The organism is Vibrio sp. A37 (genome assembly GCF_059777565.1).
Window position 1 is genome coordinate 674118 of the sequence record NZ_JBLNLI010000001.1, and the last position, 25401, is coordinate 699518.

Annotated in this window: 24 protein-coding genes; 11 read left to right on the top strand and 13 right to left on the bottom strand. The window is 40.7% G+C overall.

All coding sequences use genetic code 11. From position 1 onward, the window contains the following. Positions 1-353: 353 nt before the first annotated feature. Positions 354-1133, top strand: coding sequence for a sulfite exporter TauE/SafE family protein (locus ACM2FC_RS02830; RefSeq protein WP_498479310.1), 780 nt, complete (start codon positions 354-356; stop codon positions 1131-1133). Between the two features lie 63 nt (positions 1134-1196). Here the strand turns inward: ACM2FC_RS02830 and ACM2FC_RS02835 are convergent, their stop codons facing one another. Further along, positions 1197-1664, bottom strand: a complete 468-nt coding sequence (locus tag ACM2FC_RS02835; protein WP_498479311.1) for a hypothetical protein — start codon at positions 1662-1664, stop codon at positions 1197-1199. A 374-nt stretch (positions 1665-2038) separates the two neighbouring features. On the opposite strand from ACM2FC_RS02835, the gene ACM2FC_RS02840 reads away from it, so the two are divergent. After that, positions 2039-3157: a threonine synthase gene (locus ACM2FC_RS02840; protein ID WP_498479312.1), complete on the top strand. Its 1119-nt coding sequence runs from the start codon at positions 2039-2041 to the stop codon at positions 3155-3157. 13 nt (positions 3158-3170) lie between these two features. On the opposite strand, the gene ACM2FC_RS02845 is transcribed toward ACM2FC_RS02840, so the two are convergent. Continuing rightward, the gene (locus ACM2FC_RS02845) at positions 3171-4118 is read right to left on the bottom strand and encodes a LysR family transcriptional regulator (RefSeq protein ID WP_498479313.1); all 948 of its coding nucleotides are present in this window, start codon (positions 4116-4118) and stop codon (positions 3171-3173) included. Positions 4119-4270: 152 nt separating this feature from the next. On the opposite strand from ACM2FC_RS02845, the gene ACM2FC_RS02850 reads away from it, so the two are divergent. The 3 genes from ACM2FC_RS02850 to ACM2FC_RS02860 all read left to right on the top strand — a co-directional run bounded on the left by ACM2FC_RS02850 (position 4271) and on the right by ACM2FC_RS02860 (position 7626). Next, on the top strand, positions 4271-5620 hold the full coding sequence (locus ACM2FC_RS02850; RefSeq protein WP_498479314.1) for an MATE family efflux transporter: 1350 nt from the start codon (positions 4271-4273) through the stop codon (positions 5618-5620). A 117-nt stretch (positions 5621-5737) separates the two neighbouring features. After that, positions 5738-6613 (top strand): hypothetical protein, encoded by an 876-nt coding sequence (locus ACM2FC_RS02855; protein ID WP_498479315.1) that lies wholly within the window; start codon positions 5738-5740, stop codon positions 6611-6613. A 149-nt stretch (positions 6614-6762) separates the two neighbouring features. Further along, positions 6763-7626 (top strand): transporter substrate-binding domain-containing protein, encoded by an 864-nt coding sequence (locus ACM2FC_RS02860; RefSeq protein WP_498479316.1) that lies wholly within the window; start codon positions 6763-6765, stop codon positions 7624-7626. Between the two features lie 60 nt (positions 7627-7686). Here ACM2FC_RS02860 and ACM2FC_RS02865 read toward each other — a convergent pair whose 3' ends face one another. The 8 genes from ACM2FC_RS02865 to ACM2FC_RS02900 form a co-directional block, all read right to left on the bottom strand. Further along, the gene (locus tag ACM2FC_RS02865) at positions 7687-10641 is read right to left on the bottom strand and encodes a fimbria/pilus outer membrane usher protein (protein WP_498479317.1); all 2955 of its coding nucleotides are present in this window, start codon (positions 10639-10641) and stop codon (positions 7687-7689) included. A gap of 29 nt (positions 10642-10670) precedes the next feature. Continuing rightward, a complete protein-coding gene (locus ACM2FC_RS02870; protein WP_498479318.1) occupies positions 10671-11225 on the bottom strand; it encodes a spore coat protein U domain-containing protein in 555 nt (184 codons plus the stop codon). Beyond that, on the bottom strand, positions 11222-11923 hold the full coding sequence (locus ACM2FC_RS02875) for a fimbrial biogenesis chaperone (RefSeq protein WP_498479319.1): 702 nt from the start codon (positions 11921-11923) through the stop codon (positions 11222-11224). The genes ACM2FC_RS02870 and ACM2FC_RS02875 overlap by 4 nt, the downstream gene beginning before the upstream one ends. 53 nt (positions 11924-11976) lie before the next feature. Then, on the bottom strand, positions 11977-12510 hold the full coding sequence (locus ACM2FC_RS02880; RefSeq protein ID WP_498479320.1) for a spore coat protein U domain-containing protein: 534 nt from the start codon (positions 12508-12510) through the stop codon (positions 11977-11979). A 570-nt stretch (positions 12511-13080) separates the two neighbouring features. Continuing rightward, the gene (locus ACM2FC_RS02885) at positions 13081-14049 is read right to left on the bottom strand and encodes a dipeptide epimerase (RefSeq protein WP_498479321.1); all 969 of its coding nucleotides are present in this window, start codon (positions 14047-14049) and stop codon (positions 13081-13083) included. Positions 14050-14060: 11 nt separating this feature from the next. Then, entirely contained in the window at positions 14061-15065 is a 1005-nt protein-coding gene (gene dgcN / locus ACM2FC_RS02890) for an N-acetyltransferase DgcN (RefSeq protein WP_498479322.1), read from the bottom strand. Between the two features lie 93 nt (positions 15066-15158). Next, positions 15159-16040 (bottom strand): LysR family transcriptional regulator, encoded by an 882-nt coding sequence (locus ACM2FC_RS02895; protein WP_498479323.1) that lies wholly within the window; start codon positions 16038-16040, stop codon positions 15159-15161. 185 nt (positions 16041-16225) lie between these two features. Further along, entirely contained in the window at positions 16226-16420 is a 195-nt protein-coding gene (locus ACM2FC_RS02900; RefSeq protein ID WP_498479324.1) for a hypothetical protein, read from the bottom strand. Between the two features lie 308 nt (positions 16421-16728). Between ACM2FC_RS02900 and ACM2FC_RS02905 the strand changes: the two genes are divergently transcribed. The 3 genes from ACM2FC_RS02905 (at position 16729) to ACM2FC_RS02915 (ending at position 19514) form a co-directional block, all read left to right on the top strand. Beyond that, positions 16729-18630, top strand: a complete 1902-nt coding sequence (locus ACM2FC_RS02905; protein ID WP_498479325.1) for a methyl-accepting chemotaxis protein — start codon at positions 16729-16731, stop codon at positions 18628-18630. Between the two features lie 167 nt (positions 18631-18797). Then, positions 18798-18953, top strand: coding sequence for a DUF5993 family protein (locus ACM2FC_RS02910; protein ID WP_498479326.1), 156 nt, complete (start codon positions 18798-18800; stop codon positions 18951-18953). A gap of 12 nt (positions 18954-18965) precedes the next feature. Continuing rightward, positions 18966-19514: a disulfide bond formation protein B gene (locus ACM2FC_RS02915; protein WP_498479327.1), complete on the top strand. Its 549-nt coding sequence runs from the start codon at positions 18966-18968 to the stop codon at positions 19512-19514. A gap of 69 nt (positions 19515-19583) precedes the next feature. Here the strand turns inward: ACM2FC_RS02915 and ACM2FC_RS02920 are convergent, their stop codons facing one another. Next, entirely contained in the window at positions 19584-20687 is a 1104-nt protein-coding gene (locus tag ACM2FC_RS02920) for a mechanosensitive ion channel family protein (protein ID WP_498479328.1), read from the bottom strand. A gap of 271 nt (positions 20688-20958) precedes the next feature. Here ACM2FC_RS02920 and ACM2FC_RS02925 point away from each other — a divergent pair, with 271 nt between their 5' ends. Next, positions 20959-21627: a potassium channel family protein gene (locus tag ACM2FC_RS02925; protein WP_498479329.1), complete on the top strand. Its 669-nt coding sequence runs from the start codon at positions 20959-20961 to the stop codon at positions 21625-21627. Next, complete coding sequence (locus ACM2FC_RS02930; protein WP_498479330.1) at positions 21624-22991, top strand: TrkH family potassium uptake protein; 1368 nt, start codon at positions 21624-21626, stop codon at positions 22989-22991. Before ACM2FC_RS02925 ends, ACM2FC_RS02930 begins: the two co-directional genes overlap by 4 nt. A 35-nt stretch (positions 22992-23026) precedes the next feature. On the opposite strand, the gene ACM2FC_RS02935 is transcribed toward ACM2FC_RS02930, so the two are convergent. After that, positions 23027-23473 carry a DUF2850 domain-containing protein gene (locus tag ACM2FC_RS02935; RefSeq protein WP_498479331.1) on the bottom strand — a complete coding sequence of 149 codons (447 nt, stop codon included), beginning with the start codon at positions 23471-23473 and terminating at the stop codon, positions 23027-23029. 285 nt (positions 23474-23758) lie between these two features. On the opposite strand from ACM2FC_RS02935, the gene ACM2FC_RS02940 reads away from it, so the two are divergent. Continuing rightward, on the top strand, positions 23759-24040 hold the full coding sequence (locus ACM2FC_RS02940) for a hypothetical protein (RefSeq protein ID WP_498479332.1): 282 nt from the start codon (positions 23759-23761) through the stop codon (positions 24038-24040). A 2-nt stretch (positions 24041-24042) separates the two neighbouring features. Here ACM2FC_RS02940 and ACM2FC_RS02945 read toward each other — a convergent pair whose 3' ends face one another. Beyond that, on the bottom strand, positions 24043-25191 hold the full coding sequence (locus tag ACM2FC_RS02945) for a diguanylate cyclase (protein WP_498479333.1): 1149 nt from the start codon (positions 25189-25191) through the stop codon (positions 24043-24045). Positions 25192-25401 lie beyond the last annotated feature (210 nt).

Sequence of the window (25401 nt, forward strand, 5' to 3'; positions counted from 1 at the left end):
AGTTCAATGTTAATTTATTCTTATTGTGAATGAATTATTTCTATGTTTCGGTGCCAAATAAGACTTTACTAGCAGGCTTAAATTTGGAATAATCACCTCCCGATGATAGCTACATTGTAGCCAATCAAGCTCTCTAATTTTAAACCCATCTATCAACGGAGGCTATATGACATTCAAAGCATTAATGCCCCCGAGTTGTCTCTAAAATTCTAGATTTTATTCACTCTACAATTTTAACTTTTCATTTCTTAATTATTTGTTATACGCGAATTGTATTCGTCAATATCATATTTTAAGAATTGCGTTCTATTTGAGTAATCTTCTGCCGAGATTTTCTCAAAGGGAGACAATTTATGCTTTTTCTCGATTTAAGCCTAATGGCGCTTCTAGCTGGTTTGTTGGTGGGTTTGATTGGTGGTAGTGCAAGCTTAGTACTCATCCCAGTTCTTCTTGCTTTCTTTAGTCAAAAGTTTGGTAACACTGATGTAGCATCGCACTTTGCGACAACAACGTCTTTATCTATCTCGTTGATAAGTAAGGGTTTCAGCCTTTGGTTACATCATAAAAAAGGACGCCTAAATTGGGCGTTATATAAACAAATAGTACCGATTCTTGCTCTTGGTTTACTTATTGGAGCGTGCTTCTCGTTCTGGATTCCTGAAAAATATGTCACTTTAATGCTCGCGGCGATGATGGCGCAGGTTGGCTATAGCATGTTGCCAGAGCGCACGGATCTTTTGGATAAATACAAAGCATTATCAAAACGTATGAGCGTAAAGATTGGTGTTGTATCAGGTATGTTAGGTGTAAGTGGTAACGAACTGACGGTTTCTTCTTTAGTCAAGCGTGGTGTAGATATTAAATCTGCGTGTGCGATGGGATCGCTCGTTAGCAGTTCGGTTTCCTTCGTTCTTGTATTGGTGGGAATGTTGAGTACTACTCAAGTGACAACAACAAATGCTGAGTATCAAATTGGTTATTTGTATCTGCCTGCTCTCCTTATCATGGCACCAGTAGCAACGTTAAGCTCAAAAGTTGCTGCGAAGTGGGTGGTTCGGTTGAGCAAAGAACAGCTGCAAATGTTGTTTTCGATTATGATGTTCATCTGTGCAGTGCGCACTTACAGTTTTTGAGCCTTCAAACCAATTTCAGTAATTATCTGGTCAGTTAATTACTGGCATTGGCATTACCAAAGCTCAACTGAACTTCTTGGCGACTGTTTTGCTTTTTTCTGGAGCGAGAGTAAAACTTTTCGATGCTTGGCTGTGAATAAATAGAAGTAGTGGCGCTATGACGATGGCGGTAGTCACGACATCCGCCCACTGATAGTGATTTTGGTATAGCATTAACTCAATATATCCAAACATTGATACTCCCGCGATCCACTTCGATAAGCGCCCATGTACTATAAAGAAGCAGACAAATACCAATGCAAGTGCGGTTTGGAAGCTATATTCCACATCAAATGTTGGCCAGATTTGCCAGCTTTGGTCCAGCAACATGATGAGATAAATGAAACCTATAGAGAGGGTGGTAGTGAAAACTTGTAAAGAGGAGTGCTTTAGGTTGTGTGCAAAAAAGCTTCTAAATATGTAGGCGACACACATAATACTAATTACGAATATATAAGCCTCGGCAAGTTTGTCCCATTGTTCATAGCTCATATCTCTTCTCCACTCTTATTCGCGACGACGACTTTCTATCGCAGCTGTGCTGTTGGCTTTTGAAGTTTTTGTTTCTAATACAACAATATTCATTGCTTAGATTTTCTAGCCTGACGTTTGTATCCAAAATGGAGTCTAGTAGAGCTAGCACTTTCTTGTCTTTGTCAAAATACGGTTAAGTGATGATTTGTCTCAAATATAAGAAAATTCCGATTTATATCACATATTATCTGAGGAAAAAAAATTTCAGTATGTTGCGAAAACCGTAATCATTCCAAATAGGAATCTATTTGATACGTAGGATTCGTTTGTTGTTGATAATCATCCCTTATAAATTGACTAGACATCTGATGCATGAGCTAAAAGGGGACGGAATGAAATATATTTGTATGAAGTGTGGTAGTGAGCAAGAAGCAAGTCCTGTAGTCATTCAATGCCAGTGCGGTGCTGCGTTATGGGTTAAACCAAATTTCGAGCTGACTAAACAAGATCTTATCGGTAGTGATTTTACAATGTGGCGATATTGTAAAGCTTATCCGCTAGAGAAAAAAGATATCGAAGTTACCTTCAACGAAACGATTACACCGCTGGCAACAGCCGAAGTGGCAGGTATGAATATTTTTGCCAAGCTGGACTCGCTAATGCCTTCTGGATCGTTTAAAGATCGTGGTGCAGCAATGGTGGTCAACTATCTAAAAAAAGTAGGCATTAATAATATCGCAGAAGACTCTAGCGGTAATGGTGGCTCGGCATACGCTGCTTACGCAGCAAAAGCCAATATGAATTGCAATATATTTGTACCGGAAGGCACATCGTTAGGAAAAACATTACAGACTCGAATTTATGGAGCGCAGTGTATTGAAATTGCTGGAGAGCGGGAAGATGTTGCTCTGGCGGCTAAACAAAGTGTCGAAAATCGAAATAGTTCATACGTTGGCCATAATTGGCACCCATTATTTATTGAAGGGGTAAAATCTATCGCGTATGAAATATGGGAGCAGAGTGGCTACCAAGCACCAGACAATTTTATAGCCCCTGCAGGGAATGGAAGTCTGCTGGCTGGTGCATACTTAGGTTTTTCGGAGTTACTTAAAGCAGGGGAAATAGAAACCGTACCTAGACTTTTTGGTATTCAGACTGAAGGTATCCAACCTTTCGTCCAACATTTTAATCATCAGCCAATAGAAATTGGCAACGACGAAACAGTAGCGGAAGGCATAAAAATTAAATGCTCCTCTCGGCTTGAAGAAATCACGAGCTTTGTCCGCAGTTCAAACGGTCGGTTTGTCAGTGTCAATGAAGATCAGATTATGCGTGCGATTGATACAATGGGTAAGCAAGGCTTTTTGATCGAACCAACATCAGCTACGGCGTTTGCAGGCATTGAACACCTGATACTCACAGGAGTCATTACACCAGATCAGAAAACCGTAGGAGTGGTGACTGGCAATGGACTGAAAGCGTCTAGCAAGTTACAGCAACTTATGTTCTAAAGGCCAATTGAGGTTAGTTAACCACACCCGTCCAATGGTGTTTTTTTGAAAGTTCTTGCAGTTGATTTATTTCCAATTTTGCCTGCTCTTGGACCCATAGGACGATTTCATCAATAAGTGGAGAGTTGTTTCTCTTAAAGCAAAAATATTGCCAAGCACTGTATTGTATTTTCACTTTATCTGGGCATTTTAAAAAACCGCGCTGTAGCTCTGGCAAGACGAGTAATAGATCAGTGACGGTTGCCCCTTGTCCAGCAAGGCAAGCACTTAACGCAACATCGAGAGAATAAAACGATATGTCTCGGGATTTATGTGAATAGGTGGCACCTTGGTTAGCTAACCACAATTTCCAGTCATAGTGATCAAGGGTTGAGTGGACTCTTGGCATCGACAAAATAGACTCTAAATCTACCCCTTGCTCTGCCGAGCTTGCAGCGCAGACGGGGGCCATATATTCCTCTCGCAAAAATATCATATTCGGTTGATTGCGAAAGTCATCAGGCTGTTTTGTGCAAAATATGAGTAAATCGTAATCGCTTGCATTGACACATGCTTCCCCATCAAGTGATGGGACGATAATTATTTCGTAATCTGGGTATCGTTCGTGTAACTCGTGAAGCTTTGGAATAAGAGTCCGTGTGGTGAAGCTTAAGCTTGCTTTAATAACTAGCCTTTGTTTGTTTTGTAGTTGCCAAGAGGAAATAAGAGACTCAATAGACTGAAAACTTTTCCTAAGTACAAATGACAGTTCTTCTCCACGAGGTGTGAGCTCTATTGCCCTATGCTTTCGAATAATAAGGTCGGCGTTGAGCTCTTCTTCAAGCTGCTTTATCAGTCGGCTCACCGCACTTTGCGTCACATTCAGCTCGTCGGCTGCCAAGGTAAAACTAAGCAATCTAGAAACTGCCTCAAATGCTTTTAGTGCATGGTGAGAATGTGGAATATTCGGATATGGCGTCATAGTCACTTCGCATGAGTTTAATGAATGCAAGGATGACATAAAAGTCAATTGAATGATAGCGCATAAATTATTACTGTTTCGCTTTAAATTAGCCATTAGGCATGTTTTTAAGAATAGATAGGCATATTTTTGAATAAATATATGGAGGAGCAATGAAGAAAATCGTTTATTTAGCATTCCCACTCATTGTCTCACAACTCATTTCTGTCGCATTAGTATTAACTGATGTGTGGATGATGTCGCGCATTAGTATGGAAGCGCTCGCTGCGGGCGGATTAGGTGCGTCTGTATATACCTTTATTTTTGTGGTTGCCAGCAGTATCGTTGGCTGTGTTGCCAACTTAGTGGCGATTGCATTTGGACAACGCGCTGCGAGGCCAGAATATGCCAATAAACAGATACGCTTAGCGATCAAAGGTGCGGTATTGCTTTCAGTTGTGCTCACAGTCGCGATCAGCTTAGTTTTCGCTTTTATCCCTCATTTATTAATTTTGGCTGACCAGCCAGAGCAAGTTGTAAAAGGCGCGATGAGTTATGCTGATGCAATGAAGTGGGCGTTGTTGCCGTCTTTTTTGCTATTGGTGTTAAGGGGGCTGACGAGTGCTTTTGGCCGAGTGCGATCAATTATGGTTATGTCCCTTATTACTGTTGTCATAAATGTACCGATCAGCTATTGCTTTGCTTTCGTATTAAATATGGGTCTAGCAGGTTTAGGTTATGGTTCGTCGGCGGCAGCTTTAATTGTTATGCTAGGTTACGGAGTCTGGGTATTTGGACGTGATGAGTTTAGTAAATTTGCACCTTGGAGGCACGTCAATGAGTACTCTATTAGGTTGATGAAACCACTTTTGTCTTTAGGTGTTCCAATTGCTTTGGCTTCTAGCCTAGAAAATGGACTCATTTATGGTGGAACTCTACTCGCAGGAACGCTTGGTGTTATGGCGCTCGCCTTACATCAGATTTTGCTGCAATGTTTAAGCTTTGCGTGGAATATTAACTTTGGATTTTCTCAAGCGTCGGCAATTTTAGTGGGTCAGGATTTTGGAGCGAATAAGCCGGAAGGCATAAAGCAGACATCTATTAAGAGCTTTTTACTAGTGACGGTAATAAGCGGGGTGCTATCCGTTGTTTTCATTTTCTGGCCGAACTTTATTTTAAGTATGTTTGGCGTTGATACGTCAAACATCGAGCTTGTTCAAATGTTTGCTTCAGTGATCTGGGTGGTGGCATTGTGCTTTGTTGTCGATGGTTGGCAGCTTCTAGCAATTAACTTACTGCGTGGAATGAAAATAGTGAATCGACCTACAGTGTCTACTGCAGTAGGGTATTGGTTATTCGGCTTACCTTCAGCTTGGTATCTGATGTCGCACATAGGGTTAGCAGGAATATGGGCGGGAATAGGCGTAGGTTTGGCTGTTACTGGCCTACTACTTTTACTCCAACTGCATAGTGCTATTCGAGTACAGTCGAGCTCTCAAGAGTTTGCCCACCAACAGTCCTGACTACTTTACATTTAGGTCACTAAACAAAAGGCGCGAACGAGGTAGCGCCTTTTATTTGCGTGAACAAATTTGCCGAACTAGTTTTAAAGTGTTTATTAGAATTAGTTTTAGGTCGATATGCAGTTCCAGAAATTAGTCGCTTCAATTAGCTTAACCCTAACGTGCTTCTTTGCGGCACAAGCCAATGCTCTGGAGACCATATTTGTCACGCACCCCTATCAGGGAGAAGCTCGATTCAACTACCATGTCACGCTCATTAACGAAGCGTTAAAGAAGGTATCCGATGAAGATACTTACTACGTATTAAAAGGGATTAAAACTGATGCTAACGAGTCTTTGCTCGTTCGGTTATTGGAGTTGGGTAGGATAGATTTGATGTTTCGACCCGTGTCGAAAACCATGGAAAATAACTTTTTGCCTATTCGTATTCCTCTCGACAAAGGATTGCTTGGCTGGCGATTGCTGCTAATTAACAAAGTAAAACAAGACAAGTTTAGCAAGGTTCAATCTGTCGAAGACTTACAAAAAATAAAGTTGATTCAAGGGCAAGGTTGGAATGATGTTCTGGTTTATGAATTCAACGGTGTGCCAGTTTTTCAGGAAAACCTATTTCCAAAGATGTTTCAAATCGTCTCTAAGAAAAACGATATCGATGCTTTTCCGCGTGGAATTCAAGAAGTGTTTGAAGAGTATGAAGAATGGAGCAAAATTTATCCTCAATTATCTATTGAGCAGTCCATCGTATTGCACTACGACTTTATTCGTTATGTGTGGTTTAAGCCTACTGAAAAAGGAAAAGTATTAAAGGAAAAAATAGAGCAAGGCCTAGAGATAATGATAGAAGAAGGGAGTTTTGATGAAATATTTGAGCAGCACTTCGGAGACATTATCAACAAAGCGAACCTAGACAACAGGACTAAAATTGAGCTCGAAAACCCGTTCATACCCGATACCATTCCTTACCATCGCAAAGAACTTTGGCTAACGCCTTAAGTTTTATTTTCTAAGTCGCGCGGTTTTCTCTTAACGTAATAATTTCCGTGTTTGAGCGTATGCACTAATGTCAGTTGATAACTTTGACATCAATGAGTTATTGACTACCTTTTTAAAGGTAATAGTGCAAACAAAAAAGGAATTAGACAATGGGAAACCTGATACGGACAGCGCTTTATTCTTTGCTAATCATGTTTTCTGCAGGGAGCATTGCTGCGGTTGACATCATTCATCCGATTCCCCGTGATGGGTCAGATCTAGACAAATACGCGATCGAGCTAATTGGCTTTTTGGCAAAAAAATCAGGTCAAGAAGTTAACATAAAACCTTACGATCGCGTCGTAGATTCTCAATCTCGAAAAGTTCAGTTGATCAAAGAAGGTAAGATGACTGTAGATTGGTTGGGGGCAGATAAAAAGGTGGAAAGCCAGCTTGTGCCTATTCGCTATCCAATTTTCCGAGGATTGCTTGGACATAGAATATTTATTACCAACAAAAACGTAGAAGCAAAACTTGGCAGCGTTCAGACAAAAGCAGAACTTGAGAAATTCAGTATGATTCAAGGTGAAGGCTGGGCTGATGTGGGCGTACTTAAAGCTGGTGGGTTTAGAGTTAAAGAAGTGCCGAACTTTGAGAATATTTTTAAGATTGTCGATGCGGGTCGTGCTGATTTATTCCCTAGAGCAGTAATTGAACCTTATAGTGAATTAGCCGAGAGAAAACAGTATAAAAATCTGTTGGTTGATGACAAACTGATGCTTGTTTATCGCTTCCCAATGTTCTTGTTCGTCTCTCCAACGGCAGACAATAAAGCAGTGGTAGACTTACTTAATGCCGGTTTTGAAAAAGCGTATCAAGATGGTTCATTTATGGAGTTTTTTGAAAAGGCTCCATTGGTTGTTAAAACCTTTGAACAAGCGAAGCTGAAGCAGCGAAAAGTGTTCAATATTCCAAACCCGAATTTATCTGATGCGACACGCAACATTCCAGACCAATATTGGCTGAAGCTGTAAGTAAATCGTTTGAAATTTAACGGGTGGCTTAGGCCACCTGTTTGTTTTTCAGCTAGCATGCTAGCTGAAGTAACGGTTGTAGGTAGAGCTAATCCAGCTTTCCAATTTCTTACCTTGCCTAGCTATTTTTTTCTCGGTGTAGATAACTTTTTTATCGATCTCAGTTGTAATGTTGCTTGACTTCGATTTTGTACCTTTGCTAAGTGAAAACGAAGAGAATGTCAGCCAGTTTTTATTAGTAATTTTTTCGCCTTTAAACAGATCTTTGTATTCGTAGTAAAGTACCGTTACAAATTCCCCGCTAATATAGAAACTCGGCCTTGTTTTTTCTTTCGCTTGTTGGGCTTTAGCGTGAGGTTCAACAACAGATACTTTTGGTAATTCTACTGGCTTTTCTGGCATTGGATTTTTATTTATCACCGTTGTCTTTACTTTTGGCTTTGTGGCAACGATATGTTTTGACGCAAAAACTATGGGCTGCTTCTTTTTCACTATAGCGTGACGCTTGGTTGACACCAAGGCTTTCGTTACTGTTGGCTTTACTGCCACTTTTTTTATTGTCTTTCTCTCTTTTTTCGAGGCAGCCATAAGTAACGGTGTATGAACAATGGCGGTTGTCCTCACGATGGTTTTTTTAGTAGGTTTGAAGTTGATGCTAAACGTACCATTTTTTAATGCGCCATTCAGAACATGACCTTTGAACTGGTGGCCATCACTAGAGAAATAGACTAATCCATCGCTACCGACCACGAGGGTTTGATCTTTACCATCGATAAGCACATCAACGTTGGTGCCGATTGCCAAAGGTTTGCCTTGTTCATTGATTAATCGAACTAATATCTGGTGTATATGCCTGATGTCAAACTTCACCAATACGCCAGATCGGTAATACGGCATGATTTTAACGTCCTGATTCATTTCTTTTAGATTGAGAGGAAGATCAGGAGAGATGTTGATGTCGCTGACAGTGTAAGAAGTGAGGTCAGTAATGACGTATAAGCCTTGGTTGTTTGACTCTCCTAAGTTCAGCCCATCTTGATTCACGCCAACGTTTTGCACATTGGATGTATCAACTAAAGCAAACCCGTCATATAGCGTAGGGGTGAGCAATATATGATGATCCATCCATAGCACGCCACCGTCAGCAGTCGCGGTTATTTGGTTCTCCGGCCCAGATTGATAGAAGCTTGCGCTGTAGTCTCCAGTAGAAGTACCTCCTAAATAAACTGAACCATTCAGTTGTCTGTCGGACTCTGAGTTGGTTGATTCAGTTGTACCTGATAGACTAGTTGCGATGTTTCTACCATTGCTAAGCTGATGGTTGGTTAAGTAGGACAATACTTGGCTTTGTGAGTCTTGAGTATCTTGATATGAGCTTGCAACTGACTGGTTTTGGTCGAATTGATAGCTTAAGCTAAGTCCAACATTCCACTGGTGCACATCACTAAAGTCTGCTTGGTAGCTGCCATTTAAATCCAATCCTTTCGCTAAAGTTACAGATAGTGAGGCAGTATAGATGTGTGAAGAGCTTTCGGTTGGATCTGAAGGGGCTTGATACATAGCTTCAGCCGAGACGCCACCCCATGAACCAATAGTATACGATGCGCCAAAACTAGTTTGATACCCGTTCACTGGTGAAGAATCATCGCTAGCTGATGTCAGTTGGGTAAAGTTGTTGGAGCTAATTTGATAATTACTATTGAGGGACAAATTTCCCTCTTGGAACGAATATCCTAAACCTGCCAATTCACCTGTTTTAGAGTGCTTTAAGCTTGCTGCAGTATCTAATGATAGTATTCCGTATGAACCCGTTTCGATAAATTGCGTAGAACCAAGAGTCTGCTGACTTTTTAATACGCTACTATGGAGTTGTGTTGTCCATATTGGGTTGATTCCATAGTTATAGTTAATTGCACTGGCAGCCTGACCATAATCAAAACTTTTTACTCCATAGTTTTGCCTAATCCAACCAACTTGGAAAGAGTAGCTGGATAATCCTGGCTTAAGTATGTTGGCGCTTGCAAAGTAAGGCACTTGATATGTAGTGACTTTGCCGTTTTTATCGGTGGATTGTACGGTTATGGTGCCAGAACCATCAGAAACTGGAATATTATAAAATTGGTAGCTACCAGGGTTTACTTGATAGTTGCCTACTGGCACGCCATTTACTTGAAGTTGGACATCTTGGGGGAGGCCAGTACTCTGGTTAATTTGAGGTAAAGAGCGAATGTTCATATTTGGTCTTAGGCTATAGTTTTTGTAGAAACTAAACCCTCCAAAATTGACACTTCCTCCCCAATGAGCTGCAGAGGTAGTGCTATCACCGAGCTCCATTGTGTTTAGACTGTACCAATCATCTTTGCGCCATGTTGTATCTAGCCTTAACCATTGAGGTGTTTCGCTAAAATAGCTTTCGCTGTTTAGGTAACTGGGTTCGTATTCTCCAGACTGTCTAAAAAAACCATAACTATGTGTGAATATACCTAATTCACCCATCGCTGAGTTGTAGTGGCCTTGCGACTGATTCAGCGCTGTACTGGATAAGTTGTAGTTTAAGAACAACCCGTTTGCAGAATCCGGTTTTACTGAATTATCCGCACTTTCGCTGAGCAAGTTCGTTTTTTGTTTTTTAAAACGCCACGTAGGTAAATGTACATCAAGAGATTGTTGAGTTTGATTCCAGTTTAAGGTTTTGGATTTTTTAGGAATAACCACAAAATTTTGCGTTTTAACCGATTTTTGCTTTAGACCTTGAAAGTTAAGTACCCCATGCTGCAAAAATATTTCTTTAGGCAACCAAAAGTCATTATCCTTAACACATGCAGCCCATACTTGACCGTACTGACCATTTAGCTGAACCATTGGTAGAATTGGTTCTGCCTTGTTGAGTAAGCAGATCGATGGAATCGATGTTGTTGCGGCCATAAGCTTGAAGCTCACAGGTGCAAGTAAAGAAATGTGAAACAGCGAGTAAAGAATTCGCGTTTTGCTTTTATTTCTAACGACAAAGGTCATTCGGAGCGTCTGTATTATTTGGAATATGGCTATCTGTTTAAGTATTGCAATTGGTAATAAATTCTTATGTTGTTTACTGCAGTGTTTATTGAGGCATTTTTGCCAACTTTAAGCACGCCAAAAACAGGTATCCATGAACTTGAACCATGGTGGTTGACTACTCTAAATTGCCCAACAATTGGTTGGTGTTTAAAGTCGCTATTTGTGATTGGTTGGGTAAGGCTTTGATCTCTATATAGGGCGTATGATTCTCCTTTCGCTAGCTTTACCCATGTGTTGTTTCCTCCTTGAGGAGAGCGAAATGCTATTTGATATTGCACAGTACCATTTGGTAGGTAGGCAGAGCCGCAATTTATTCTGACGGCACCTGCACGTTTACTTATGGAATTATGATTGACACGTCCAAAGTTTAATCCTTTCGATTGTATATGGCAGGACGTGGCTAGAGGCCTAGGAACAGATGTTTCACCCGCATATGTAACTTGTGAAACCATAAGGAACAAGATCAACGTGATAAGTTTAGAAGTTTTGATTACGTTTACGTTGCTTGATCTAACTTTACAACGTTGATCTGCCACCTTCATACTTTCACTTTACTTTCTTTTGTTTGTGAAAGATCAGACAGCTTCTGTTTTACAGTAATAATTTTGAGCGATTTTGGTAAAGGAAAGCTTATTGATTCATTTGGCAAAATATAGCGAACCGCTTTTGCTTGGTGTGTTTTTCCTTTGGAGTCTATAAACGTTAGGTTTTTGAAGCTTAATACGTTTTCGCCAGTATTTTTAAACGTTAAACTATTTTTGTCTTTTTGATAGTCCCAGTGCCATGAAGATATAGCTTTATTTTTTGGTAGCACAAATATTGGCATGGAAATGTTATACAAAATTTCAAGCCCACTAGCTTTTTCTTCAAAGCTTTTTGCAGGCAACTCTTTCAAATCCAAGCGATAAACAACAACGCTTTTAGATGCAACATTGTTAAATAAGCCGATACGGACGTCTTGGTGGTGATGTGCAGGTATAGTAAATATTGTAGGGGACGGAAATAAATCTTCAGTAGGAGTTAGAGTTTTCTTTCCATCTTTTAAATGCCATAAATTGACGGATGCTTGTATGGTAACAGGCTTATTTGATTCGTTATATAAATGTATTACTTGCAGTTTGCTTGAGGTCTGATAGGTGACCGAAGTTGGCGCTACTTCAAGCGCACTACAGGTAAACGTTAATGTTGTCAAAATGATTGAAGACAGAAGTAAAAATATCTTCGCTAAATTATTTCTCATACCCACTGACCTTACCTATAGTGACGCTAATATTAATTTAGAAAGTTGCTAACTTAGAATGCAACTTGGAGTGTGACTGTTTGCTTGTATGTGTGACCCGCTAGGCCGTAGAAGCTTTGTTTTGGCACTTGACCGTAGATCTTAGCCTTACCTTGGCCTTCAGTGTTTAGAACAATCGCTTCACCGTGAGCACTTGGACCATCGTAGTAAGGAGTAAATTCAGTTGTTCTATTACTATCAGTGTAAAGTCCGTAATTGATATGTTTAGTTGCATCGTCCGTAGCTGTCATGATGTAGCCTTCGCCGTGAGGAGTCTGAATAAATAGTGTCGGCTTAGCATTGTCCACTGTATAGCAATTCTTAACGTGAACAACGATATTTTTGTTGTTTACATGGTTAGCTTGTAGTGCACCAAAATCTAACGTACCAGGTGTAACAATTTCACATGAAGCATTGATCGTCGCTTGAACATTCATTTCTGCAGTAGCAGGGTTTGAGTCTGTCAGGGACGTTGCCGCAAAACTAGAAGCAGAAGCAACAGCAAACGTAGACGCTACTGCTAGAGCAATCTTAGTAGATTTTTTCATTATTTAACTCTCTATAAGTTTGATGAATTCACAAATATCACCTTCCTGGCTTAATTAATCACGAAAACAATAGAATGTTATTCCATAACCAATATTTGCGGCGAGGAAGTCTAACACGCGGCATTCTTGCCACAACTAACAAGTCTGTTAAATTTGCTCAAAATTTATCATAAAAAATATAAAATTTGTTAATAAATCAAATGTGAAAAAACTGAACAATTAAACTGAGATATAATGTTGAGAATATTTACACATTTTATTAACAATTAAAGTAAAATTCATCTGATAACCTATTAATTTGATGAGAATTTATTATTTTTTAGGCAAAATGCAGGATTAGTATTTAATATTGAAATGTTAGATGGGAATTTATTCACGCCAATATTCTATTATTAGTATTGAATACGGTTTTTATTTAACAGGTTTGTTAATAATTTCAATGGCAGCGTATCTGAGAGGCTTAGCGCTGCGATTTAGGTATCAAATAGTACGTATAGCACAGCGCTGAGTTATGAGTTTTATATATTATATAAGATACAATATTATTAACTTTATTATTTATAGAGAAAGTTAATCGACAATAATGTGACCGCCTTTATATTTGAGGTCGTTACAATATTTAGCCCCGATAAGGACTGGGCCATCTAAATCGACAACTGATGCATTGGTTGCGATAGGAAATGCCGCTTTCATTGCAGTGGCGGTGCCGACCATGCATCCGATCATAATATCAAACCCTTTTGAGCGTGCTGTTTGCTCAAGCTTAAGTGCTTCCGTTAACCCGCCTGTTTTGTCGAGCTTAATATTGATCATTTCGTAGCTACCAATTAGTGAAGGAATATCTTTTTCAGTGTGGCAGCTTTCGTCAGCACAAAGTGGAATTGGATGTGAAATGTGTCTGAGCAATTCTTCTTTACCACAGGGTACGGGTTGTTCAATCATCTTGATGTTAAGTGGAGTGAGCTGGTGGAATAGATGCTCCAACTCAAGGTCAGCCCAAGCTTCATTAGCATCGACAATAATTTTACAATTTGGCGCAACTTTTCGAATGGCAGAAAGGCGCTCAAGCACAATTTCTGAATCTAACTTTACCTTAAGAAGCGTCGCTCCGGACATGACATAATCTTTCGCTTGCTTGGCCATCTTTTCAGGAGTATCTATCGATACGGTCATCGCTGTTTCGATTTGTTGTGCGATATCGAAGTAAGGGCTAGGGAATTCAGTACCAGCAATTTGAGCCTCTAAACTCCACAGTGCGCAGTCCAGTGCGTTTCGAGCCGCACCTGCTGTCTGTTTCTGTAGATCTAGCTTGGCTTTATCTGGGGTCAACCGTTGCCAACCTTGGCTAAATGTTGCTATTTGCTCGAGTACCGACTCAATTGACTCTCCATATCGAGAGGTGGGAGAGCATTCACCCACAGCTTCGTAATTTTCATATTTGACAGTTACTTGGATAATGTCACAGTGGGTTCGTACCCCTCGAGAAATAATGAATGGTCGATCAAGTGGGATATGTAAGTGTTTGCTGACTACTTGCATTGATGTTTTCCTTAAATCTCTGCAATTTTTTCTACAATGGATGCAACGCTGAAGCGAACAGGATCCGTTACTGGGATTTGATATTTTTCGCTCCAATCCGCACACAGCGTTTTAGCATCGTCTAAAGCAATGGCTGATGTATTTAAGCATATGCCAACGATGTTTACGTTGGGATTAGTCACACGAGCAGCTTGCAGGTTGGCAGATATCGTTTCTTCAATGCTAGGTAAGTTGGCGTGAGGAAGGTTTCGTATATGAGGTCGTCCAACTTCATGACACAGCACTAGTGCATCGGGCTGAGCGCCATGTAACAGTCCTAGACTCACTCCGGCAAACGAAGGGTTAAACAGTGAGCCTTGTCCTTCGATAATATCCCACTCGTGATCATCAAATTCTGGACTGAGCGCCTCTACGGCTCCAGAGATAAAGTCCGATACCACTGCGTCGACTGAAATACCGCTTCCACTGATTAATATTCCTGTTTGTCCAGTTGCCTTAAATTGAGCATCGATATTGTTTTCATTTAGCGCTTTCTCTATTGCTAAAGCACTAAACATCTTGCCAACAGCGCAGTCGGTGCCAACAGTAAGAAGGCGTTTACCTGTGCGTTTTTTGCCATGACCTACTTTTAATGAATCATCAAAATGGCGAACATCAAAAAGCTGAATCCCTTTCTCTTCTTTTAAGCGTACAAGTTCTGGTATTTCAGATAGTCGTTGGTGCATACCGGAAGCAATGTCAAACCCCAGTTGCGCAGCTTGAATCAGAGTACTTTTCCAATTGCTAGGTATGACACCTCCAGAATTCGCCGTTCCAATAACAAGGGTTTGAGCGCCTTCAGATTTTGCTTGCTTTAGTGAGTAGTCTGGTAGCCCTAATGAAACAGTGTGCTCGTCGAGCCTTAGTTGACCAGTACAAGACTCGGGTCTCCATTTTAAAATTCCTCTCGCCGTTTTCGCTGAAAGTGGGTCAGTAACATCACCTAGGAAAAGTAGATATGGTTGAGCTATTTTCATTTTTTGTGTCCGTTTTTATGATTATTTAGGACACTTTACTCACTCATTGAGTCAGTGTGAAATACTTTACTATCGTCTTCGTATAACAAAAGGTTATAGCTTTTTTAGCTTATTAATAAACGCCTTAGAGACAATTGATAAAGGGTAATGTTCAGCATGAAGTAGCGAAACTGTGATGTTGATGGCTGGGGTAAAATGCAAAAGGGCAACGTCGCTAGACAGCTGATATTGACTAGCGGTCCAAGGGTCAACAATCGCTATTCCAGCCTGATGTACAGCTAAATCTGCCGCAATATTGTGGCTTCGGGAGTTCGCGATATATTGATAGTTTGGTCTGAACGCTTCGACTAGGTTGTGAAGTCGTACGCCAAGTGGATCTCTTTCATCAAGACCAATTAAAGGAATACCAAGGTTTAATAATTCGTCAAAGGATATTTGACTTGTTTGGGTGATATTTTTTGCGTGTGTTGATGGAACAATAGCAACAAGCTCCTTTTCATATAGGGGAACTTGGATAATCGAATGAGGTATTTCGCCGCCAAAGCAAACCGCGAGGTCAACTTCGTTTTTCAACAGGCTGTCGCACATTTGGTTTTGGTGGCCAGTGAGGATCTCTACTGAATAGCCCCCCGTTTTTATTAATGAAGCGACAATTGGGGTGAGAATAGTTGAAGCTAAAATAGGTGGCGCGCCAACTCGAATATGCTGTTCCCCCTTTTTGAGCTTGTTTGTCATCGAACGGAAGTTACCTAATTGTTGGTACACCCGCTCAGCCTCAGGAAGCAAGGTTCTCGCTTCTCTAGTGGCAACGAGCCGTCCTTTAACTCGTTCGAACAATGGAAAACCTAATTGCTGCTCAGTATGAGCTAAAATACGAGTAATGTTGGGTTGAGAGACATTAAGGTTTTTAGCAGCACCCGATACTGTGCCAGTCTGCATTATGGAGTAAAAGACTTCTAGCTGTCGCAAATTCACTCTAAATCCTGCACTTATAATATGTGGGGAGATAGCTAGGTACTGTATTTGATATTACGTGGGCAAACAACCTGAAGAGGGCAGCTTTGATAGGCTTGAGAAATAAAGCTTGCCGTTATGTTGAGACCAAAACAGAGAAAGGCAGCCTCTTTCCCTGTTTTCTATTTGTTGGGTTGTTGGAGAATCTACTTTTTAGACTTAATCACCGCGAACGCGATAGCTCCAGCAAGCGCAATAATACCTAACGTCATAGAGCTGATATGTAAATGTGGGTGCACATCAAACGCAATACTTGCGATCAACGGTGATGCTACGAAAATCAGAGAAATGATCACCAACAATATCGTCATAGGTGTTTGTTCATGATTTTTATGTTGCATATCGGCAGTCCTATTTAGAGGTTTCACCTTAAGCATAGGCCACGACATAGAAAATGCTTACAAATGGTTGAAAAAATGAACTTTAGAACTATTTGCTACTGTTAGTGAGATATGTAGCCCATACGTAAGTTCTAATTTTTCAAAAAAACTCAAATTGCAGTTAGCAGAATCACTTAAAGAAGTGCTTTTACTCAAAAATTCAATATTGATTGCAAGCTCGACAGGCGAAGTTGCTGAGGACGGTCTATTCTGATGGATATGTCAATTGTTCCAACATGTCGTTGATGTTTTCTATCAAGGAAGAAAGGATGCGCTTAAATCTGACCCAAAAAATAACTTTAGCATTTGTTGGTGCACTGGTTGTGACAACCATTTTGCTAACCACGATAACTTACTTTCGGGTATCAGGGCAGAGCCAACAAACATTGGCTGCTAGTGTTTCAAGTTATAACCAATTAGGCTCTCATGCTATTTCACTATGGTTGCAAGGCCAAAAAAGGGGAATTGAAGCATTAACCGATGTATTGGAGAAAACAACTAATAGGCAGCAGATACTAAGTCACTTAATTCAAGCCAATGAAGCCTCAAATTTCGATCTCACTTACGTAGGGATGGAGAGTGGAGAGATGTATCGTAATACGGGCATAAAAAATGATTTGCTCAACTACGACCCTCGTGTGCGTTCTTGGTATAAATTGGCTAAAGCTTCAAAAGATGTTGTTGTGACCAAACCATTTATTGGGGCAACATCAGGAAAGTTAACAATTACGATTGCAAAGGGTTTGTATCGTGGTGGAAAGTTTGTTGGTGCCGTTGGCGCGAGTGTTAATTTAGATACATTGGCGAAAGATGTATCGAGTTTACCTGCCCCAGGGCATGGGTTCACTTTCTTGATTTCTAACGATGGTTTGATTCTTGCCCATTCAAATCCCAATTTACGTAATAAACCTTATTCTGATCTCGGAGCCAATATTCCTCTTGAATCTATGCTGAATAAGTCGAGTAAATTTGGCGCGTTGGCGACGGTAGACCTTGGTGGTGAAAGCTATCTTTTCTCAACATCTGTAATAGAAGGGAGTAATTGGCTGCTTGTTATGGCCGGGAAGAAAAGCGTCATGCTAGGCCCCATCAAGAAAACGACATTATTTTTGCTATTGGCAGCTTTCATCATGATTTGTATTGTAGCCTTGACCTCAAAGCCGCTAGTTCAATATTTGCTGTCTAATTTGACTAAGGTATCTGACGCGCTCAAAGAGATTGCCAGTGGCGGAGGTGATTTAACACAAAGAATTAAGGTCAAATCTGATGATGAGGTTGGGCGCTTAGCAGATAATTTTAATCTGTTTGTGGAAAAGCTTCAGACGCTGCTGTCTCACGTACATAGTGTTACTGATAGAGTCGACAACCAAGCGACGGATACGTCACGCTCGGCAACCAAACTATCTGAAAGTGCTAACCATCAGCAAAATGAAGTGACTATGGTTGCAGCAGCTGTGACTGAAATGGCAACCGCGACGCAAGAAATCGCTTCTAGCTCAGAGCAAGCCGCAAGCGCGTCTGCGAACTCTGTTAAAATTAGTACCAAAGGGCAACAAGTAGCGAATACATGTCAGGAATCTATCAGTGATTTGGCTGATCAAGTGAATGATGCCGTGAAGATTATTCTCGAGCTCAAAAATCATGGCCAAACGATAAACTCGATTGTAAGCACGATTAGTGATATTGCGGAGCAGACGAACTTGCTTGCTTTAAATGCTGCGATTGAGGCAGCGAGAGCAGGGGAGGCCGGTCGAGGGTTTGCAGTTGTGGCGGATGAAGTTCGAGTGCTATCTCAACATACTCACAAATCGACTGAAGAAATTAACGCCATGATCACTACACTTCAGTCTACTACTCAAGATGCTGTAAAAGTCATGAACCAATGCCATGAACTCGCTCAAACCAGTGTCAGTGACGCGCAGAATGCCAGTGATTCATTCCAAGAAATCTCTCAAGCTGTCAACGATATTAGTGATATGTCTACTCACATCGCAACGGCTGCCGAGCAGCAGACTTCGGTTACCGATGAAATAGGACGTAATACGGAAGCTATTCGTGAAGTCGCTTCTGAATTCTTAACAGAGTCAGAAAGCGGTATTCGACAAGCGAATGAGTTGGCTGAGCAGTCACATCAACTACGAAAACTCCTCAAGCAGTTTAAGTTGGCCTAAAGGCCAACTGGCTTAAGCCTCAGCATAAAACTGGATGAAAAAGCCAGCTTTATGGATAAGAGAAATACAAACTTTGTCTCAGATATGCAACATATCGGGTTAGCAAAGAAATTAGCTCTGTCTATATTGTAAGAAGGATTAAACGAGCAAGGGAAGGGATCTTCACTATGATGAGTTTACTATTCCTTATCATTTTGATTGCGATGATGTGTGCTTTCAAAGGTAAGAAATGCAAGTCTTATATCTTTTTTGCTGTTGCTCTGGTGCTCAGCCTTTACTGGCTTAGACACCATGCAACTGACACCCTCTCTATTTTACTGTAAAGGAGAGGCCTCATGAATCAATCTAGAATTACACAACTCAACTGTTTAGGTGTACTTGGTATGTCAGCGGTATTGCTTGCCGCGTTTGTTATGCAGTTCTCCCTGAATGAGCTTCCTTGCCCTTTGTGTTTGTTACAACGAGTGGGCTTTGCGATGGTGATGTTTGGCTTTATGCTAAATCTCATTTATGGGCCTCAGCAGCGCCATTATGGAATCGTTCTTTTTGGAGCGATGTTTGGAGCAGCAGCAGCGCTGCGTCAAGTTTCCTTGCACGTGATCCCTGGCACACCTGGCTACGGTAGTCCTATTTTTGGTATGCATTATTATACTTGGGCTTTCGTACTATTCATGGCGACCATTTTCGCCGTCGCAATTTTATTGATATTGTGGCGAGAAGAGTGGAATAACGACGATTTTGAAATGACAACATTTGGACGTTTTGCATGTTTGCTCGCGATTTCAGTTGTTGCTTTGAACCTGATATCAACATTTATCGAGTGTGGACCTTTCCAATGTCCAGATAATCCAGTGAGCTATTGGTTTATTGATAGTATGAGTTAGCGAGTTGCTGGAATCGGTATAAGCCTGTAAGTCGGCAGAAGTTTAATGCCGACTTTTTATTTGTGTTCTCTATTTTCCTAACTGTATTTGCTGTTCTACTGAAGGCCCTTGTTGGGGATCCAATTTGATGGTTTGTGTTGGGAACGCTATGTCCGCACCATTTTCGTGTATGACGTCCAATATCTTTAGCATTACATCTTGTTTTACTTCATGAAACCGAATCCAGTTGACCGTCTTGGTAAAGGTGTAAACCATGATATCTAGGGTTGATGGTCCGAATTGGTTGAAGTTAACAATCAGGGTTTGTGTACTGTCTATGTCTGGGTGTTTCTCCAACATGGATTTAATACCATTGACAACATTTGCGACATGAGCGCTATCATCATAACGAACACCAATATTCTCGTAGATTCGACGGTTTAGCATCCTAGAGGGGTTTTCGACGACGATACTACTAAAAACAGAATTTGGGATGTACAGTGGCCTTTTATCGAATGTTCTGACTATTGTCATGCGCCAACCGATCCGTTCTACCGTTCCTTCGATTTGTCGATCTGGGGAACGAATCCAATCACCCACTTTGAAGGGTCTATCGAAATAGATCATTAAGCCGCCAAAAAAGTTAGCCAGTAAATCTTTTGCGGCTAAACCGACAATTAAACCACCGACACCACCGAATGTGAGAAGGCCGGATAGGCTTAAGCCAAAGGATTGCATAATCGTTAGCGCACCGATGACAAGGAATATAAGTCGAGTTACTTTCGCGATAGCTTGTACAGTCGTTTCATCTCGCTTTTTCTGGCTGAGGACATATTTTTCCACATTATTAATAAAGCGGATTATGATCCAAACAAAAACGGCAATGACGAGCAGATGTTTTAGTGTACTTAACCAGTTTAATTCTGATTGAAAACGACTTTGTAAAAGAATGCCAAGAGAAACGGTGGCAGGCCACAACCAAATTAGTGTGCTAACGGGCGTCTTTAGTGAATGAAGAGTAAGATTGTCCCACTGGAACTTAGTTTTATCGACAAGTGGGTCTAAACGGCTGTATATAATACGCCATGCGACCCAAGCAACAAAACTTGCTGCTGTTATAAAAATAACATTTGTATCCCAATCCGCTGGCAAAGTGCCAATATACGACGTTAATCGGGTAAATAATTCGTTCATATTGTTCCATCTTTTTGGCTGACAATCACAAAGAGCTTACTTCCATAGTAGCCCTTCACGTACTTAATTAAGCATTTTTGATAGTTCTAGCGAGATTATAATTACTAATCTAAGTTTTAAAAATCAACCTTAAACGAGTGTCTAAATTTCAACCAGACGTAGTTCACATTTTCATGTCAATTTAATGTCAGAATGTAATTTTAAAGTTTGATATGAGAAATTTATAGGAGCAAACTTAGCTCCGCTTTTTTGACGATACATAGGCAAAAATATGAGACCAAGTGATAAGCAGTTTGCGGTGATCGGTTTAGGCCGTTTCGGTTTGTCCGTTTGCAAAGAACTACAAGATGCTGGCGTGCAAGTTTTGGCGATAGACATCAACGAAGATAGAGTAAGAGAAGCATCCGCGTATGTGACTCAAGCTATCGTAGCAAACTGTACGAACGAAGATACGGTCGCCGAATTACAGTTGGCTGATTATGATATGGTAATGATCTCTATCGGTTCAGATGTCAACTCAAGTATTCTAACCACATTGGTTGTGAAAGAGTCTGGTGCCCAATCTGTATGGGTAAAAGCAAATGACAAATTTCACTTTAAAATTCTTCAAAAAATAGGGGCGGACCATATCATCATGCCAGAGCGTGATATGGGGATCCGAGTTGCTCGTAAAATGTTAGACCGACGTGTTCTCGAGTTTCATGAGCTGGGTAGTGGCATGGCAATGACCGAGATCATCGTGAGTTCTCGATTAATGGGCAAAACACTTTCAGACCTTTCACTCTGTAAAGATAAAGATTGTGATGTCCAAGTGCTAGGCTTCAAACGTGGCCCGGATATTACTAAAGCACCTGAACTGAATACGCCTCTAGAGATTGGAGACGTGATTATCATCGTTGGACCGAAAGTTACCTTGGCGAAGAAAATTAAGTCCTTATGAGTACTTACGACAGAATCAGCTCTATCTTTCCGCTAGAGCCGAGCAAAAAGAAGAAGAAAGGCAACGAACCTAGGGTCATTTTTCTTACTTTTTTAGGTGTATTGATTCCATCTGCGCTGCTACTGACACTTCCGGTATTCTCAGTCACTGGCTTAAGTGTCACCGACGCTTTGTTTACTGCTACTTCTGCTATCAGTGTGACTGGGCTGGGCGTGGTAGATGCTGGAAAGCACTTCACCACAGAAGGTCAAGTATTGTTAATGTTCTTGATGCAAGTGGGTGGCCTCGGACAGATGACACTCTCCGCAGTGTTGTTATACATGTTTGGAGTGAGATTAAGTCTAAAGCAACAAGCTTTAGCGAAAGAGTCTTTAGGCCAAGATACGGGTGTGGATATTCATAGTCTCGTCAATCAAATAGTGATTTTTGCTTTTGTGACTGAATTTATTGGCTTTGTTTTGCTCTCTCTGCATTTTGTGCCGCAGATGGGATGGGAAACTGGCATGTTTTACGCGTTATTTCATGCTATTTCTGCTTTTAACAATGCTGGATTTTCTTTGTTCTCCAACAATATGATGGGGTATGTGAATGATCCTCTTGTGTTATTGACACTGGCGGGATTGTTTATTTTCGGTGGCTTGGGTTTCACGGTGGTGGTAGATCTTGCGAAGAATTGGCGAAAAGGTTTCTCCCAATTATTACTGCATACCAAAATCATGGTTATCATGACGCCAGTACTTTTAATTTCGGGTACTGTTTTGATTTGGGCACTTGAGCGACACAATCCTCTTACACTTGGACCATTGTCTGAGTCAAGCCAATGGTTGTCCGCCTTCTTCCAATCCGCGAGTGCTCGAACTGCTGGCTTCAATACTGTTGATCTTGGACACTTTACCCATCCTGCATTACTTGTGGTTATCGTGCTCATGCTTATTGGTGCGGGTTCTACTTCAACTGGTGGTGGTATTAAAGTCTCCACATTTACCGTAGCTTTAGTCGCAACGTGGGCTTTTCTTCGCCAGAAAAAACATGTTGTTATGTTTAAGCGTACCGTCAACTGGCAAATTGTAACCAAGGCATTGGCGATTATCGTTGTGAGTGGTGCTTTATTAACTACGGCTATGTTTTTACTCATGATTACGGAAAAAGCGAGTTTTGTTAAGGTTGTGTTTGAAACAGTATCTGCGTTCTCTACTGTAGGCTTAACGGCAGGTTTAACCGAACATCTTACTGAGCCTGGTAAAATAATCTTAATTATCGTGATGATTATTGGCCGGATTGGGCCGCTTACGTTGGCATTTATGCTTGCCCGACCAGAACCGTCGTTGGTTAAATATCCAGAAGATTCCGTTTTGACTGGCTAAATAACTACATAATAAGCCTAGGTTTACATCTGGGCTTATTTTCTCCCACTAAAATGATCGCTAAGCGCTGCACGACGCGCCTTTGCTCCCCCTATACCGCCCCCCATATCAATGGTATTTTCATAACCTTTTTTAATCAGTCTTTGACTAGGTGCCTCAGGAGATATTCTTTTAAGTTGGGGAGATTTGACTGAACCTGCAACGGCATAAACAGTCACACCGCTGCCAGTTTTAATAGATATTTCTTTGCCATTGAATTGGAAGTTTGTAGTGACTAGGCGCGAATTTTTGAACACACCTATTTCACTAAGTGTAATGATGTCTGTGTCGTAGGACGGCGCACCGACTTCAATCCAGTCGCCATAAACGTGTTTTGGATCGACGTAATCTTTATAGCTAACATAAATTAGCACTGAGAACCCCATTGCCATTATGATTAGCGCACCATACATGATGTTTTTTATTGCTTTTGATCTTGTCATAGTAAGCCGAAATATGTGATCACGTGAGTGACTAAACCTAGCGATAATGCTGCGTTATATTAACTATCATCCACTCTTTGATATCGCTTCTAGTTGTCTATTGTTCAGTTAAAAGAGTGCAATTATCGCGCAATTCACTTAAAGTGATATTCAACGTTGTTTTCATAAGTATAGTCAATTCCCAAGCTATCGCTTAGGAAGCAACTTGAGATGAATAGACCCTAATAGTATGCGTTATAAAATTGACTATACTTATTTTATGACGCTCAATTGACGGGAGGTAGAATGGCTGTTGTTCCTAAGCATGATGATCAGAATCCTCGTTATGATCCTAAAAAAGATTTTACTGGCGATCAAATGCATCGTTTTACTGAAGTCGCCAATAAAGCTCAGCAGCGAAAAGAGGCACTAGGCTCGCGCAGCTCGGCTTTTTCTTCAGTAAAAGAAAAAGCGATGAGGCCAATAGTTACACCTAAAAAAGATAAATTTAATAGCTTTAGGTACGCGGCATGGTTAATTGTCGCGTGTGCGGTTGGGCTATGGTTGATGTATATGACGAGTACTTAGGCTTACTTTAGTGGAATAACGGTGGCGTTATCTTTGTCGCGTGAGCCGTCTGTTTCTGGGGTGGCATGGTTATAATAGCAATATCGATTTTTGCCACCATGTTTGGCGGCATACATCGCTTTGTCTGCACAGCGAGTCAGTTCAGAGAGTGAATCGGCATCGCTAGGAAATAGGGCTGCACCGACGCTGACGGTTAGGTCATTTATTCTTTCGGTACCTTGGTACCCATCTCGAAACAGGTTGCAAATTCTGCCGAGGATATTGTCTAAATCAGTTTTGTGCTTAACGCCATAAAGCAATAATACAAATTCGTCACCGGCAAACCTAGCAATCGAATAGTCGTGTTTGCCAGTTTTTCTGTCTTTACTTCTCACCTTATTTCCAAGCCTTCTCGCGAAGTGTTGTAAGACTTTATCGCCAATATCATGGCCATATGTATCATTGATGGTTTTAAAGTTATCAATATCGAGAAAGACCAGTGCGGTATAATCCTTTGAGTCCCTAATTTCTTCAAGCTTTTCGCTTGCCCACCTCTCAAAACTCCATCTGTTGGCCAAACCAGTGATATGGTCCATGTAGGCCAGATCTTCAATACCTTCTTGATAAAGGCTTTGAATATAGTCAATGGCTTTCGAGTAGTAATAAGATGAAATATTAAAAATGACACTAAGAGAAATTAGACTCAGGAGAAAGTGAATGCCTGAAAAGCTAGTGGGTAATAAAGTAGACGGCGTATAAGCAATAGAAACTATGGCTAACAAACAGAAAGTCGAGCTAAATATGAGCCCATTGCGAAAGTCGTTCACATAAACAAGGCAACCAACTATTGGATACAGGTACAAGAAGCGACCTGGAATTTGACCATTGTAGAATAGCAGTGCAGCACCTAAAAATAGCATGACTCCACTAAACATAAGATCGGTGCAATTGGCTTGAAAATTTCGAATTGAATACCAAGCAATTATTGAAATTAAAATCAGGCAGCCAATCTCTAACAACCCAAATCCGTATCGACCATCAACCAAATTAAGCGTTCCAGAAATAAGCAATATAATGCTGCATAATAGAGAACATAATAGCATGATATTTCGTCTTTTATTTAAGCGAATATCTGCCATTTCTTCCAAATTTGTGCCTACTAAATTGCCCATGAAACTTCTTTCTAATCCGTTAGTTTACATTTCCTCATATTAATAATAGAAGAAAATTATCATCTGAACCAAATTAACAAATAAAAATATTTCAATATGTCACTGGTTGAATATTCAAGAATAGAATAAGTGACTTACTCTAACTTGGTAGGGTTTTAGTTTTTTGAACTCACGCTCTAACTACTCATCTTATTCTTTCCATAAGGTGAG

Excerpts from the sequence above, each read along its gene's own strand:
- ACM2FC_RS02920 (WP_498479328.1), bottom strand. The coding sequence starts at position 20,687 with ATGAACGAATTATTTACCCGATTAACGTCGTATATTGGCACTTTGCCA.
- ACM2FC_RS02910 (WP_498479326.1), top strand. The coding sequence starts at position 18,798 with ATGATGAGTTTACTATTCCTTATCATTTTGATTGCGATGATGTGTGCT.
- ACM2FC_RS02905 (WP_498479325.1), top strand. The coding sequence starts at position 16,729 with ATGCGCTTAAATCTGACCCAAAAAATAACTTTAGCATTTGTTGGTGCA.
- ACM2FC_RS02915 (WP_498479327.1), top strand. The coding sequence starts at position 18,966 with ATGAATCAATCTAGAATTACACAACTCAACTGTTTAGGTGTACTTGGT.
- dgcN (WP_498479322.1), bottom strand. The coding sequence starts at position 15,065 with ATGAAAATAGCTCAACCATATCTACTTTTCCTAGGTGATGTTACTGAC.
- ACM2FC_RS02935 (WP_498479331.1), bottom strand. The coding sequence starts at position 23,473 with ATGACAAGATCAAAAGCAATAAAAAACATCATGTATGGTGCGCTAATC.
- ACM2FC_RS02840 (WP_498479312.1), top strand. The coding sequence starts at position 2,039 with ATGAAATATATTTGTATGAAGTGTGGTAGTGAGCAAGAAGCAAGTCCT.
- ACM2FC_RS02945 (WP_498479333.1), bottom strand. The coding sequence starts at position 25,191 with ATGGGCAATTTAGTAGGCACAAATTTGGAAGAAATGGCAGATATTCGC.
- ACM2FC_RS02855 (WP_498479315.1), top strand. The coding sequence starts at position 5,738 with ATGCAGTTCCAGAAATTAGTCGCTTCAATTAGCTTAACCCTAACGTGC.
- ACM2FC_RS02850 (WP_498479314.1), top strand. The coding sequence starts at position 4,271 with ATGAAGAAAATCGTTTATTTAGCATTCCCACTCATTGTCTCACAACTC.
- ACM2FC_RS02845 (WP_498479313.1), bottom strand. The coding sequence starts at position 4,118 with ATGACGCCATATCCGAATATTCCACATTCTCACCATGCACTAAAAGCA.
- ACM2FC_RS02930 (WP_498479330.1), top strand. The coding sequence starts at position 21,624 with ATGAGTACTTACGACAGAATCAGCTCTATCTTTCCGCTAGAGCCGAGC.
- ACM2FC_RS02925 (WP_498479329.1), top strand. The coding sequence starts at position 20,959 with ATGAGACCAAGTGATAAGCAGTTTGCGGTGATCGGTTTAGGCCGTTTC.
- ACM2FC_RS02885 (WP_498479321.1), bottom strand. The coding sequence starts at position 14,049 with ATGCAAGTAGTCAGCAAACACTTACATATCCCACTTGATCGACCATTC.
- ACM2FC_RS02830 (WP_498479310.1), top strand. The coding sequence starts at position 354 with ATGCTTTTTCTCGATTTAAGCCTAATGGCGCTTCTAGCTGGTTTGTTG.
- ACM2FC_RS02875 (WP_498479319.1), bottom strand. The coding sequence starts at position 11,923 with ATGAGAAATAATTTAGCGAAGATATTTTTACTTCTGTCTTCAATCATT.
- ACM2FC_RS02870 (WP_498479318.1), bottom strand. The coding sequence starts at position 11,225 with ATGAAGGTGGCAGATCAACGTTGTAAAGTTAGATCAAGCAACGTAAAC.
- ACM2FC_RS02880 (WP_498479320.1), bottom strand. The coding sequence starts at position 12,510 with ATGAAAAAATCTACTAAGATTGCTCTAGCAGTAGCGTCTACGTTTGCT.
- ACM2FC_RS02865 (WP_498479317.1), bottom strand. The coding sequence starts at position 10,641 with ATGACCTTTGTCGTTAGAAATAAAAGCAAAACGCGAATTCTTTACTCG.
- ACM2FC_RS02900 (WP_498479324.1), bottom strand. The coding sequence starts at position 16,420 with ATGCAACATAAAAATCATGAACAAACACCTATGACGATATTGTTGGTG.
- ACM2FC_RS02940 (WP_498479332.1), top strand. The coding sequence starts at position 23,759 with ATGGCTGTTGTTCCTAAGCATGATGATCAGAATCCTCGTTATGATCCT.
- ACM2FC_RS02860 (WP_498479316.1), top strand. The coding sequence starts at position 6,763 with ATGGGAAACCTGATACGGACAGCGCTTTATTCTTTGCTAATCATGTTT.
- ACM2FC_RS02835 (WP_498479311.1), bottom strand. The coding sequence starts at position 1,664 with ATGAGCTATGAACAATGGGACAAACTTGCCGAGGCTTATATATTCGTA.